This window comes from Massilia sp. SYSU DXS3249 (assembly GCF_053668055.1).
In genome coordinates, this window is the sequence record NZ_JBSIPX010000013.1 from 143925 (window position 1) to 157741 (window position 13817).

Consider the following 13817-nt stretch of genomic DNA (forward strand, 5'->3'; position numbering starts at 1 on the left):
TCAGCCCTCGAGCAATCTGGCCGCCACCTGCTGCGGCGTGAGGCCGCTGCTGGCCGCCGCCATCTGGCGTTCGCGTTCCAGGTTGCGCTCGAGCTGCAGCTTGCCGGCGTAGTACTGCTTCGGCCAGGCGACTCCCGTGTAGCCGAGCTTCGCCGCTTCGTGCAGGGTCCAGGCCGGGTCGGCCAGGTGCGGGCGCGCGATGGCGCACAGGTCGGCGCGGCCGGAGGCGATGATGCTGTTCGCGTGGTCGGCTTCGAAGATGGCGCCGACCGCGATGGTCGGGATCCCGACCTCGTTGCGGATGCGGTCCGAGAACGGGGTCTGGAACATGCGCCCGTACACCGGCTTTTCGCGCTTGCTGACCTGGCCCGAGGAGACGTCGATCATGTCCGCGCCCGCCGCCTTGAACAGGCGCGCCACCCCCACCGCGTCATCCGGGGTCAGCCCGCCCTCGACCCAGTCGTGGGCCGACAGGCGCACGCTGATCGGCAGGTCGCGGGGCCAGACCGCGCGAATCGCGGCAAATACCTCGAGCGGATAGCGGCAGCGGTTTTCCAGGCTGCCGCCGTAGGCGTCCTCGCGGCGGTTGGTGAGCGGCGAAATAAAACTCGACAGGAAGTAGCCGTGGGCGCAGTGCAGCTCCAGCCAGTCGAAGCCGGCCTCGGCGGCCTGCACGGCGGCGCGCACGAAGTCGCCCTTGATCCGTTCCAGGTCCTCGAGGCTGGCCGCGCGCGCCACCTGCGACACCCCTTCCAGGTACTGCTGGCTGGAGGCCGACACCAGCGGCCAGTTGCCCTCGTCGAGCGGCAGGTCGGTGCCGTCCCAGGCGCGCCGGGTGGAACCCTTGGCGCCGGCGTGGCCGAGCTGGATGGCGATTTTCGCGTCGCTGTTGGCGTGGACGAAGTCGACGATGCGCTTCCAGGCCGCCGTGTGCTCCGGCGCGTACAGGCCGGGACAGCCGGGCGTGATGCGGGCGTCGCTCGAGACGCACGTCATCTCCGCGAACACCAGGCCGGCGCCGCCCAGTGCGCGGCTGCCCAGGTGCACCAGGTGGAAGTCGCCCGCCACGCCGTCGACGGCAGAATACTGGGCCATCGGCGACACCACGATGCGGTTCTTCAGCAGGGTGCCGCGCAGGCGGAACGGCGTGAACATCGGCGGAATGCTTGCCGCGCCCGGCGGCACCGGCACACCCGCCTGCTCGAAGGCGCGGCTGGCGATCCACTCCTCGAAGCGGCCCACGTAATCGGCGTCCCGCACCCGCAGGTTTTCGTGCGACAGGCGCTGGCTGCGCGTCAGCATCGAATAGGCGAACTGCTCGGCCTCCATGCTCGTGTAGCGTTCGACGTTCTCGAACCATTCCATCGAATTGCGCGCGGCGCTCTGGATCTTGAGCACTTCCACCGCCCGCAGCTCCTGGTAGGCTCCCAGCACCTGTTCGATGCCCTCGCTTCCATGCTCGCGGAAGCAGCGCGCCAGTTCGATCGCATCCTCCAGCGCGAGCTTGGTGCCGGAGCCGATCGAGAAGTGGGCCGTATGCGCGGCGTCGCCCATCAGCACCACCGGCACGCGCCGCCCGTCAATGTCGTTCCAGTGCACCCACTGGCGGCAGACGATGCGCGGGAAGGTGATCCACATGCTTGATCCGCGCAGGTGCGAGGCATTGCTCATCAGCGCGTGGCCGTCGAGGTAGTTGGCGAACAGCTTTTCGCAGAAGGCGATGCCCTCTTCCTGGCTCATGTCGGCCAGGCCGGACTTCCTCCACACCTCTTCCGGCGTTTCGACGATGAAGGTCGAGGTATCGCCGTCGTACTGGTAGCAGTGGGCCTGGAACCAGCCGTGCTCGGTCTCTTCGAAGGCGAAGGTGAAGGCGTCGAATTTCTTCTTCGTGCCGAGCCAGACGAAGCGGCAGCGGCGGGTGTCGATGTCGGGCTGGTAGGTGGCCGCGTAACGGGTGCGCACGCGGCTGTTGAGGCCATCGGCGGCGATCACGAGGTCGGCGCCGTAGCGGCGTGCCAGCGCCTGGTCGTCGGCCACGTCCTGCTCGAACACCAGCCGCACGTTCAATGCCTCGCAGCGCGCCTGCAGGATGTTCAGCAGGCGCTTGCGGCCGATGCCGCAGAAGCCGTGCCCGCCCGATGTCACCGTGCGTCCCTTGAAGTGGACGTCGATGTCGTCCCAGTGGTTGAAGGATTGCAGGATGGTGCGCGCCGTCTCATCGTCGGCCGCGACCAGGTTGCCCAGGGTCTGGTCGGAGAACACCACGCCCCAGCCGAAGGTGTCGTAGGGCCGGTTGCGCTCGACCACGGTGATCTCGTGGGCCGGGTTCTGCTTCTTCATCAGGAGGGCGAAGTACAGGCCGGCCGGGCCGCCCCCTATGCAAACGATGTTCATGCCTGTTCCATGTTTTGCCTGGCTTCCTGGCGCAGCTTGAAGCGCTGCAGCTTGCCGGTCTCGGTGCGCGGCAAGGCGGTGCGGAACTCGATCCGGCGCGGGTATTTGTAGGGCGCGATCGCCGCCTTCACATGGTCCTGCAGCGCTTTCGCCATCTCCAGCCCGCACTGCTCGCCGGGGCGCAGCACGACATAGGCCAGCACCACCTGCCCCCGTTCCGGGTCGGGCGCCCCCACCACCCCGCATTCGGCCACCGCCGGGTGCTGCAGCAGCACGTCCTCGACCTCCGGCCCGGCGATGTTGTAGCCGGCCGAGATGATCATGTCGTCGGTGCGCGCCTGGTACCAGTAATAGCCGTCGGCGTCGACCTGGTAGGCGTCGCCCGTGAGGTTCCAGCCATTGCAGACATAATCGAGCTGGCGCGGGTCGGCCAGGTAGCGGCAGCCGGTCGGGCCTTTCACCGCCAGCCGCCCGGTGACGCCCGGGCCGACCGGATGCCCGTCGTCGTCCAGGATGCAGGCATGGTAGCCGGGAATCGGGCGGCCGGTGGCACCGGGCCGGATGTCGTCGCCGGCCGCGGAAATAAAGATGTGCAGCATTTCGGTGGCGCCGATGCCGTCGATCATGGCCAGGCCTGTTGCGTCCTGCCAGGCCTGGCGCGTCTGCCGCGGCAGCGCCTCGCCGGCGGAGACGGACCGGGTCAGGCTGGACAGGTCGTGCTGGCCGGCGAGCTGCGCCATCTGGCGGTAGAAGGTCGGCGCGGTGAAGCACACGGTGGCGCGGTGTTCGGCGATGGCGGCCAGCAGCAGCTCGGGCGTGGGCTTTTCGAGCAGCACGGTGGACGCCCCATAGCGCAGCGGGAAGAGCAGCAGCCCGCCCAGGCCGAAGGTAAAGGCCAGCGGCGGCGTGCCGATGAAGACATCGTCCGCGGTGGTCGCCAGCATCGAGCGCGGGAAACAGTCGCAGATCGCCAGCACGTCGCGGTGGAAGTGCATCGTGCCCTTCGGCCGGCCGGTGGTGCCGGAGGTGAAGCTGAGCAGGCAGACGTCCTGCGCCCAGGTGTCGACGCTGTCGAAGCGCGGCGGCATCGCGGCCATGCGCTGCTCGAGGGACGCGGGACCGCCATCGTTGAAGTCGACTATCGGCGGCAGGTTCGTGAGTTCGCGGCAGGCCAGATCCAGCTCCGCGCGCAGGCTGGCGGCGCACAGCACCGCGTCCACCCGCGCCAAGTCCATGATCGTGCCGATCTCCCTGGCGCGCAGCAGCGGCATGGTCGGCACCGCGACCATCCCGGCCTTCCACACCGCCAGGATGCAGGCCGCCATCATCGGATGGTTGGCGCCCCGCAGCAGCACCCGGTTGCCGGTGACCAGCTTCAGGTCGTCGCGCAGCACGCCGGCGATGCGGTCGACCTTTTCCAGCAGCTCGGCATAGGTCCAGCTGAGGCCGGCGCCGCGGATCGCCTTCGACGCGCCATGGCCCTGCGCCACCATGCGGTCGAGCAGCTCGGCCGCGCAGTTGATGCGCTCGGGATAGCGGAGCTCGTCCAGTTCGAACACCAGTTCAGGCCACTGCTCGCGCGGCGGCAGGTTGTCCATCGCAAAGGTGTCCAGGTACGCGGTTCCGCTCATGGTGTCTCCGGCCAGTCCAGGGAGGGCTCGATGCCCGTCGTTTGCAGCGAACATACTTTAAGCCTAAAGTATCCACCAGGGCAAGCATTTCCCGAGCAGATCCTTCGCTCGGCGGTCCTGCAATCCGCCCACCTGAGAGATATCGTGAGTTATAGTGATATCGACATCTAAGCTGCTCAAAATCGGTTCGTCGCTTTGCATGGATGGAGGTGATTCGATGAAACATCGTTCCCAGTGTGCGCAGTGCCTGATGGCTCTGGCCGCCCTCGCTTTCCCGCTGGCGGCCCAGGCCGCCGATACGCCCTGGGCGACACTGCAACAGTCTTACTACGCCGGCAAGACCCTGGAAGAAGCCCCCTTCATCCGCCTGAGCGCGCCCAGCCGCGCGGCAAGCGGCGACCAGGTGCCCTTCGCGTTCAGCATCGACCACCCGATGACGGCCAGGCAGTACATCAAGTCGGTCACCGTCTTCGTCGACGACAATCCGGTGCCCCTGACGGCCGTCTTCCACTTCCAGCCGGACCACGGAAAGGCCGAGATCTCCACCAGGATCCGGCTCGAATCCGATTCGCCGGTGCACGTGGTCGCAGAATCGAACGACGGCAAGCTGTACGTGAACGCGGTGACCGTGAAGGCCTCGGGCGGCTGCAGCGGCCCGGCAGCCACGGGGGAAACCGCCGCGCTGGCCGACGCAGGGAAAATGAAGATGGCGCTGGCCGGGCCCTTCAAACGCGGCGACGTCAACCAGGCCAGGCTCCTGATCCGGCATCCGATGTACACGGGGTTGCAGCGCGACCTCTCCACGCACGGATTCCGGCCGGCCTTTTTCATCAGCAAGGTCGACGTTAGCTACAACGGCAAGCCCGTGATGACGGCGGATACATCGATCGGGATCAGCGAAAATCCGTCCCTCCAGTTCGGCTTCTTCGCCGACAAGCCGGGCGCCCTGCAGGTCGTCCTGCACGATAACAAGGGGGCGACATTCCGCCAGGCTCTGGACGTCGGAGGCTAGGTGCGTCGCCTGCTGCAGGGGATGCTTCTCCTGGCAAGCGCGACGGCGCAGGCTGTCGCGGCGCCGCTGCATGTGGACCAGGTCGCGCCGGGCGTGTACGTGCACATCGGTCAGCACAAGGATTTCGAGGAAGGCTACGACGGCGATATCTGCAATACCGGTTTCGTGGTCGGGAGCGAGGCGGTGGCCGTCATCGATACCGGCGGCTCGTATGCCGTCGGCATGGCCCTGAAGGAAGCGGTCCGCGCACGCACGCAGCTGCCCATACGCTACGTGATCAATACGCATGGGCATCCGGACCATGTCTTCGGCAACGCCGCCTTCCTCGATGCCAATCAGCCCGGGACGCCGCCGCAGATCGTCGGCCATGCCCTGCTGCCCCAAGCGCTGGCCCTGCGCGGCGACGCCTACCTGCGCAACTTGCAAAAGCAGTTGGGGCCGGCAGCCGGAAAAAGCACGATCATCGCGCCCGACAAGGCCGTGCAGGATCGCCTGATCCTCGACCTCGGCGGGCGAAAGCTGGCATTGCGGGCCTGGCCGAAGGCGCATACGGACAACGATGTCACCGTGTTCGACGACGCCAGCGGCACGCTGTGGACGGGCGACCTGCTCTTCATCGAGCGCACGCCCAGCCTCGATGGCCATCTCCAGGGCTGGCTCGCCGCCATGGATGCCCTCGACAGGATGCCGGCCAGCGCGACCGTCCCCGGCCACGGCCCCGTCACGCGCGACAAGAAGGCAGCGCTGGCCCGGCAGCGCGCCTACCTGACGACCCTGCTGCGGGACGTGCGCACCGCCATCCGGCAAGGCAGCGGCATGACGGAGGCGATGGACACGGCGGCCGCCTCCGAGCGGGCGCGCTGGCAACTGTTCGAGGTCGTCAACCGGCGCAACGTTAACCTGCTGTATCCGGCCCTGGAATGGGAGTGAACATGCGCAGGCGCGACTTCCTCGGCCTGTCCCTGGCCGGCGCGACCTGGCCGGCCCTGGCGGCTGGGCGAAAAAGCAAGACGTCCCCGGGACGTGTGATCGTCGTGGGCGCCGGCTATGGCGGCGCAACCGCGGCCAGGCACGTGCGCATGCTGAGCGGCGGGCGCATCGAGGTCGTCCTCGTCGACCAGCAGCCGCATTTCATTTCCTGCCCGGTCAGCAACCGCGTGCTGGCCGGCCAGAAAACGCTGGCGCAACTCACCTTCGCCTACGACGCGCTGCAGCGCCGGCATGGCGTCCGCTTCATGCAGGGCAGCGTGACGGCCATCGATGCCGACAGGTCGCAGCTCGTGCTGAGCGGTCAAAGGCTGTCCTACGACCGCCTGATCGTCGCCCCCGGCATCGACTTCATCTACGACGACTTGCCGATGCTGACCGGCGCCCAGCAGCAGATTCCGCATGCCTGGAAAGCGGGCCCGCAGACGCGCACCCTGCACCGGCAGCTGCTGGCGATGCGCGATGGCGGCGTCTTCACGATCGCGGTGCCGCCCCAGCCCTATCGCTGCCCGCCCGCGCCCTACGAACGCGCCTGCCAGGCCGCGTTCTACCTGAAAACGCACAAGCCCCGCTCGAAAGTCATCGTCCTTGACGCCAATCCCGTGATCACCTCGAAGCGCGTCCTGTTCGAACGGGCATGGCGCGAGCTCTACCCGGGCATGATCGAGTACGTGCCGGGCAGCGAGTTGCAGCAGGTCGACGCGGGGAGGAAGACCGTCAGGACCAGCTTCGACACGGTCAGGTCCGATGTGCTGAACATCATCCCGCCCCAGCGGGCCGGGCGCATCGCCCAGGACGCGGGTCTCGCCAATGTGGAGCGGCGCTGGTGCGAAGTCGATTTCACCACGTATGCGTCAAGCGTCCTGCCCCGGGTGCACGTCATCGGCGATGCGATCGATTCAAGCCTGCCCAAGTCGGCCCACATGGCCAATGCCCAGGCGAAGGTCTGTGCGCGCGCCGTCGTAGCGCTGATGCAGGGGCAGGCGCCCGACCCGGAACCGGCCTTTGCCAATACCTGCTACAGCTTTGTCGACGACAGTCAGGCCATGCACATCTCGACCCTGTATCGCTACGATCCGGCGAAAAGGAGCATGGAAGCCGACGGCAGCGGCATCCTGTCGGATCACCCGTCGGCGCGGGAGGGCCAGGATGCCGATGCGTGGGCCCGGCAGATCTGGGCCGATGTGCTGTCCCAGGCAGCGGCGGGCGCTTGACACGGCGGGCTATTCCTGCACCGTCAGCGGCGCGGGGACCGGGCTGACGCCCTTCGCCAGCGCGGCGGCCGTCTCCGCCTCCTGCGCTTTGCGGAACGCGGGACGCTCCTTCAGCCCGGCGAGATAGCGCGCGACCGGCGGCGGAAAATCGGGCGCCATGCCGAGGTACTCGGCCAGCAGCAAGGCATACCCGACCGAGATGTCGGCCATGGTGAAGCGTCCAGCGCAGAGGCTGGCCCTGCCTTCGAGCACCGGCGCCAGCGTGCGCAGCCTGCCCAGGAACCAGCGCCGGTAGGCCGCCGCCACCTCGGGCTGGCGGCGCCCGGGCGGCTCGAAGCGCTCGTAGCGCAGCACCAGCGTCTGCGGGAAGGTCAGGGTCGCTTCACCGAAATGCAGCCAGTTCAGGAAGGCGCCGAAGTCCGCCTCGCCCGGCGCGACCGTGAACTCGCCCCGGCCGTACTTCTCTCCGAGGTAATGGCAGATGGCGGCCGATTCCGTCATCCTGAGTTCGCCATCGAAGAAGGCCGGCACCGTGCCGAGCGGGTTCACTTCCAGATAGGCGCGGTCCAGGGCCCGCGGCGGGAAAGGCAGCATCTTCAGTTCGTAGGGCAGACCCAGTTCCTCCAGCGCCCACAAGGGGCGGAAGGAACGGGCGGCAACGCAGTGGTATAAGCTGATCATCTTCCGGTGTTCTGCTCCGAGTTTGTCCAGGCATCTACATTACACGCTCCGTGCGCCCGTCCAGCGCTCACGCATCGAGAAAGCGGCAATCCCGGTTGGTCACTGCATTGCCGGGTCGCGGTGGGACTATTTTCACGGTCGGCCCAAGTCCGCGCGTGTCATCCCGGTGGGCCTCAATAGCCGACCTTCTGCGCATACGCCAGCAACGGCGTCCCGTACGAGCCTCCCCACTGGTAGGTATAACGGCTTTCAGCGCCGATCTTCATGATGTCGTACTGCTTGCCCACGCCGGGCGGGTTGTCGGTCGGCAGGCGGCCGCTGAAGAAGCCGGTGTCGGTCGCGAGGTCGTAGAAGCGGTACCAGGTCGTGACCCCGGGCCTGTGCACGAAGGGCGAGGTTTTCGTCTTCCGGGCTTCGGAGACGTCGAAGGCCGTGTCCTTCAGCTGCACCGCGCTGCGCCGGTACCAGGCGAGCGCCGCCTTCACCGCCACCGCCACCTCCGGGGTTTGCGGGCGGGTCATCAGGAAGCCGGCGACCATGGCCGATTCGGCGCCGCTCTTTGACGGCAGCTCGTAGGAGCGGCCGGTGACGGGCGCGTGGCTGACCGGGTCGTGCTGGGCGCACCACACGGTCTTGACGCCGTCCTGCTCGATCTGCGCCTTCAGGATGAACCCGACCGCGCCGGCCAGCGCCGGCTCCATGCGCGCGCGCTGCTGCGGCGTGAACAGGTCGCCCGCGAGCGGCGCCTGCCCGCGCAGCGCCTGGTCGAGCAGCAGGAGCACGCGCACCATGGCGTTGTCGTTGAAGGTGACGTGGTTCGAATAGCTCGCCGGGCCGCGCGACGGATACACCTGGGGGAAGCCGCCAGAGGGATACTGCATGTTCAGCAGAAAATCCATGGCCTTGCGCGCGCTGTCGCGGTAGGCCGGGTTCCCGCTGCGCCCGTAGACGTCGGCCAATACCAGGATCTCGGACACCGTGCCGCCGTTGTCGATGGTGCCGAGTTCGACGCCATTGGCGCCGAACCAGCCGCTGCGGGGCGCACTGCCGTTCCAGGGGGACGCGTACCAGGCTGGGGTCTTGTAGAAGCCGCCGTGCGGCATTTGCCAGCTCACGATGTTGTCGGCCAGCCGGCGGTCGGCGGCGAGTGCCGCGGCCGGGTCGGCGTCCCTGGCGAGCCAGCGCTTGTAGCCCGCCAGTTCGCCGTTGACCGGGTTGCCGTCCTGCGCCAGCATGGGCGCCGCGCCGACGGCCGCGGCCGCGAACGCCGCCGCCGGCTGGCCGCCGCCGACTACCACTGCGCATTCCACTGCCAATGCCGCTATGAATACCGCCGCCATCTTCTTCGACATGCCGCCTCCTCGTTGTGTGCCGCCGATGCTAAGCGAGCCGCTTCGCCGAAGTAAAGCGATTCTCCGCCGTTCGGCAATTTCATAAACCAGGGTGGTGATTCTCTGAACGGCGCGCGGCGGCCGGCCCTACGCGAAAACGCATGCCCGCTTGGTGAATTTCGCAATTGCCGCGTGATCGCAAGGCGGACACAATCCCAGCATTCCAGCCCCACGCCGACACGCCGAGACCGCATGACCACGATCGACCACCAACGCCGTACCCTGCTGCGCGGCGCCTCCGCCACCGCCGCCCTGCTGGCGGGCAGCGCATGCACCCTCCCTGCCGCCCGCACGCCAGGCGATCCCTGGGAACGCGCACGCAAGATCGGCGAACGCTTCGCCACGCCTCTGGCGTTCCGCGACGAAGACTTCCCCATCACGGCATTCGGGGCCCGCCCCTGCCGGCTGGTCGCGCTGACCGTGGCGGGCGCCCACGGCGCAGGGCCGCAGGCGCGCATGACGCCCGCGCCCGGGTCGGCCGACTGCTACCCGGCCATCGCCGCCGCCATCGCCGCCTGCAACAAGGCGGGCGGCGGGCGCGTGCTGATCCCGGCCGGCCACTGGTACTGCGCCGGGCCGATGGTGCTGCTGTCGAACGTCCACGTCCACCTGGCCGCGGGCGCCCAGCTCTTCTTCAGCCCCAACCCGGCCCACTTCGCGCAGTATGGCGACGTCGATTGCGGCAGGCACGGCAAGCTGGTGCTGTCGCGCTGGCAGGGCAACGACGTCCTGAACTACTCGCCCATGGTGTATGCCCGCAACCAGACCCACATCGCCCTCACCGGCGCCGACTGGACCAGCATCCTCAATGGCCAGGGCAGCATCCCCTTCGAGCCGGGCGGCCAGTGCTGGCACGACTGGGCCGGCAAGAGCAAGCGGCCCGGCCCGACCGCGGGCATGATCAATCCCGCCAACCCGTCCTCGCTGGCAGCGGTCGCGCCCCACCTGTCGAACGCCGAACGTGCGCTGGTCGAAGGCGAGGACGCCGGCTGGCGCGCCGACCACCGCTATCCGCCGACCCTGTCGGAAGCGGGCGTGCCGGTGGCGCGCCGCGTGTTCGGCATCGGCCATTACCTGCGGCCCTGCATGATCCAGTTCATCGGCTGCACCGATGTGCTGATGCAGGGCTACCAGCTGAACGATTCGCCGTTCTGGCAGCACAACCCCTACAACTGTCGCAAGGTCCGCATCAGCAGGGTCAACATGGACAGCCTCGGCCCGAACAGCGACGGCTTCGACCCGGAATGCTGCGACACCGTGCTGGTCGAGGACTGCGTCTTCAACACCGGCGACGACTGCATCGCGATCAAGGCCGGCAAGGCGCGCGACACCGACGGGGGGCCGACGCGCGACGTGCTGATCCGGAACTGCATCATGAACAGCGGCCATGGCGGGATCACCCTGGGCAGCGAAATGTCGGCCGGCATCGAGCATGTCTATGCCGAGCACATCGAGTTCCGCAACAGCCACTGGGCCACCGATCCGCTGAGCACCGCGATCCGCCTGAAGACCAACATGAACCGCGGCGGTTTTCTCCGCCATTTCCATGTGCGCGACGTCACGATCCCGAACGGGGTGCAGACCCGTCCCGGCTTCTACAAGCCCTTGCCGGGTTCCCCGGTGGCGCCGGACACGCTCTCGGTCGGCGGCGGCGCCGTCATCACCTTCGACTGCGACTACGCGGCCAGGTACGACAGCGTGCGCACGCGGCCGCCCGCGGTGTCGGACGTGCACATCTCGCGCCTGCGCGTGGGGAACGTGAAGACGGCGGACGGGGAATTCTCCTGCTACCAGGCGCTGGCCTTGCTGGGGCCGGTGGCGTCGAGCTTCAACGGCAAGCCCGGCACGCCTGTCCTGCCCCTGGCCGATATCACGCTCACCGACTGCGACTTCGGCACGCCGCGCAGCGCCACGCCCTGGTCCGTCCACAACGCCCGGCGCGTCACCCTGACGCGGGTGCGGGCCGGCGGGAAAACCGTCACGGCGACGCTGGCCGGATAGCGCGCCCGGCGCGGCAGCGACCAACACACCACAAGGAGACGACATGCCTGTCAGGCACACGAACACCACACGAGACACCCACGACCGGCGCCGCTTCATGAAGACCGTCGGAGGAGGCAGCCTGGCGCTGGCCGCGGCCCATCCGGCGCAGCTGCTGGCGGCGCCGGCCGATCCATGGGACCAGGCCCGGGCCATCGTCGACCGCTTCGCCCGGCCGCTGCGGTTTCGCAAGGAAGACTTCGTCGTCACGGCCTTCGGCGCCAGGCGATGCGAACTGAGGCCGGTCCACGGCTGGGTCTCGCTGAAGGCCAGGGCACACTACCGGACCCCGGTCCAGGGCGCGCCCGACTGCTACCCGGCGATCGCCGCCGCCATCGCGGCCTGCCACCGGGCCGGCGGCGGGCGGGTGCTGATCCCGGCCGGGAACTGGCTGTGCGCCGGCCCGATCGTGCTGCGCTCGAACGTGAACGTGCACCTGGCGGCGGGCGCCCATCTCTACTTCAGCAACAACCCGCTCGACTATGCGAAATACGGCGACTACGACTGCGGCAGGAACGGCAAGCTGTCCCTGACCCGCTGGGAGGGCAACGACTGCCTGAACTATTCGTCGATGGTCTACGCCTACGGCCAGGACAACATCGCCCTGACCGGCGAAGACTGGACCTCCATCCTCGACGGCCAGGCCGGCGTGCCTTTCGAGGGCAGCACCGACTGCTGGTGGTCCTGGAAGGGCCGCGCGCCGGCGAATGCGGACGGCGTGCCGCACGACCCGGCCCTCGGGCAAAGCGAGCGCGCCGTCAATCCTTTCAACCCGCCCACGCTGGCCGCCATCGCGCCCCACCTGTCGGCCGCCGAGGCGAAGAAGCTGCAGGGGCCGGAGGGCTGGCTGCAGCGCGACCCGCACTTCCTGCGCTCGCTGTCCGAGGCGCGGGTGCCGGCGACCAAACGCATCTTCGGGATCGGCCACTTCCTGCGCCCGAACATGGTGCAGTTCATCAGCTGCACCAACGTGCTGGTGGCGGGCTACCAGACCACCAATACGCCGTTCTGGCAGCATAACCCCGTCAACTGCCACAACCTGCATGCCAGGGGCATTTATGCGAACAGCATGGGGCCGAACAACGACGGCTTCGATCCCGAATCCTGCGACGGGGTGCTGGTCGAGGGCTGCCAGTTCAACACCGGCGACGACTGCATCGCGATCGACTCCGGCAAGGGCACCGACACCCAGTTCGGGCCCTGCCAGAACGTCGTGATCCAGAACTGCCGCATGCAGAGCGGCCACGGCGCCCTGACCCTGGGCAGCATCATGTCGGGCGGGATCCAGAACGTGTACGCCCAGAAGCTGGTGTTCGAGAACGCCAACTGGAAGACCGACCCGCTGAACATCGCGATCCGGCTCAAGACGAACATGAACCGCGGCGGCTTCCTGCGTAATTTCTACGTGCGCGACATCCATATCCCTAACGGGATCCGCACCACCCCGGCCTTCTACAAGGCCCAGCCGGGTCCGGGCATGCCGGCCGGTTCGATCGCCACCGGCGCCGGCGGCATCATCACCTTCGACTGCGATTACGACGCGGCCAACGACGCGGTGCGTACGCGCCCTCCGGAGGTCAGCAACGTCCACATCTCGCGCGTCACCGTCGGCGATGTGCAGACGCCGAACGGCCGCTTCTCGTGCTACCAGCCGATTGTCATCATGGGGCCGGTCGCCGCCAACTACAACGGCGAAGACAAGCCGCGGGTACTCCCGGTCAGCAATGTCACGATCAGCGACTGCGACTTCGGCACGCCCGTCAACGCGGCGCAGCCGGTCTACCTGTACAACGTGAAGGGGCTGGTGCTGAAGAACGTGAAAATCGGCGGGAAGCTCTTCAACGGGACAGTGTCTCCCTGAGTCCCGCACCGGGCGGTGCGGGGGGCGGGTTTTGGGCAGCCGGGCGGCTGCCTTTTTTTATGGCCGCACTAACAACGTAGGGTGGGCTCTCGAGCCAGTTCTTTAAAGGTGTCTCTGTAGAGCAATTACAGCTGAGCGGCACTATCGTCCCTGGACGACATCCAAGTGGTACAGGAGGAATGTGCCATGGTGATGAATGCATTGATAGCGCATTGCGCGCGGAATAGTCCTTTGACGGTAATGGCGCGGCTAGCGCTACAGCATGCATTGGAACCGGCCTGGATCGATGAGTTATTCGAGCGCGAGCGCGGTACCCAGTATCAAAGGGAACTGTTGTTTTCGACGACAGTAGAGCTGATGTCATTGGTGGCGGTTGGATCAAGTCCATCGCTTCATGCTGCTGCGCGGGCATGCCCGGAGTTGTCAGTATCGGTCCAGGCACTCTATGACAAGGTCAAGCACACCGAACCGGGCCTGGCGCGTGCATTGGTGAGCGGTAGTGCAGCGCGCCTAAGCGATGTACTGGCGCCGATGATGAAGAACGAACCGCCCATGGTGCCGGGTTATCGGCTGCGCATTGTCGATGGTAGCCATCTGCCGGCGAGT

The 13817-nt window shown here is 67.5% G+C and carries 9 protein-coding genes and 1 pseudogene; 6 read left to right on the forward strand and 4 right to left on the reverse strand.

Annotated elements, in window-relative coordinates:
• Together ACWCIA_RS16100 and ACWCIA_RS16105 are read right to left on the reverse strand one after the other, a co-directional pair.
• On the reverse strand, positions 1 to 2394 hold the full coding sequence (locus tag ACWCIA_RS16100; RefSeq protein ID WP_454164857.1) for a bifunctional salicylyl-CoA 5-hydroxylase/oxidoreductase: 2394 nt from the start codon (positions 2392 to 2394) through the stop codon (positions 1 to 3).
• Positions 2391 to 4025, reverse strand: a complete 1635-nt coding sequence (locus ACWCIA_RS16105) for an AMP-binding protein (protein WP_454164859.1) — start codon at positions 4023 to 4025, stop codon at positions 2391 to 2393. Before ACWCIA_RS16105 ends, ACWCIA_RS16100 begins: the two co-directional genes overlap by 4 nt.
• Before the next feature lie 217 nt (positions 4026 to 4242).
• On the opposite strand from ACWCIA_RS16105, the gene ACWCIA_RS16110 reads away from it, so the two are divergent.
• From ACWCIA_RS16110 to ACWCIA_RS16120, 3 genes are read left to right on the forward strand one after another with little or no spacing between them, the layout of a single operon-like run.
• Positions 4243 to 5037 (forward strand): quinoprotein dehydrogenase-associated SoxYZ-like carrier, encoded by a 795-nt coding sequence (locus tag ACWCIA_RS16110; RefSeq protein WP_454164860.1) that lies wholly within the window; start codon positions 4243 to 4245, stop codon positions 5035 to 5037.
• Positions 5038 to 5967 carry a quinoprotein relay system zinc metallohydrolase 2 gene (locus ACWCIA_RS16115; RefSeq protein WP_454164861.1) on the forward strand — a complete coding sequence of 310 codons (930 nt, stop codon included), beginning with the start codon at positions 5038 to 5040 and terminating at the stop codon, positions 5965 to 5967.
• 2 nt (positions 5968 to 5969) lie between these two features.
• The gene (locus tag ACWCIA_RS16120) at positions 5970 to 7238 is read left to right on the forward strand and encodes an FCSD flavin-binding domain-containing protein (protein ID WP_454164876.1); all 1269 of its coding nucleotides are present in this window, start codon (positions 5970 to 5972) and stop codon (positions 7236 to 7238) included.
• A 9-nt stretch (positions 7239 to 7247) separates the two neighbouring features.
• Here ACWCIA_RS16120 and ACWCIA_RS16125 read toward each other — a convergent pair whose 3' ends face one another.
• A complete protein-coding gene (locus ACWCIA_RS16125; protein ID WP_454164863.1) occupies positions 7248 to 7919 on the reverse strand; it encodes a glutathione S-transferase family protein in 672 nt (223 codons plus the stop codon).
• Between the two features lie 173 nt (positions 7920 to 8092).
• Positions 8093 to 9271, reverse strand: a complete 1179-nt coding sequence (pelA, locus tag ACWCIA_RS16130; RefSeq protein WP_454164865.1) for a pectate lyase — start codon at positions 9269 to 9271, stop codon at positions 8093 to 8095.
• A 231-nt stretch (positions 9272 to 9502) separates the two neighbouring features.
• Here pelA and ACWCIA_RS16135 point away from each other — a divergent pair, with 231 nt between their 5' ends.
• The 3 genes and pseudogenes from ACWCIA_RS16135 to ACWCIA_RS16145 form a co-directional block, all read left to right on the forward strand.
• Positions 9503 to 11311 (forward strand): glycoside hydrolase family 28 protein, encoded by a 1809-nt coding sequence (locus ACWCIA_RS16135; RefSeq protein ID WP_454164867.1) that lies wholly within the window; start codon positions 9503 to 9505, stop codon positions 11309 to 11311.
• 43 nt (positions 11312 to 11354) lie between these two features.
• Positions 11355 to 13211, forward strand: a complete 1857-nt coding sequence (locus ACWCIA_RS16140) for a glycoside hydrolase family 28 protein (protein WP_454164868.1) — start codon at positions 11355 to 11357, stop codon at positions 13209 to 13211.
• A 186-nt stretch (positions 13212 to 13397) separates the two neighbouring features.
• A pseudogene (locus tag ACWCIA_RS16145) lies at positions 13398 to 13817 on the forward strand (IS4 family transposase); the annotation flags it as partial.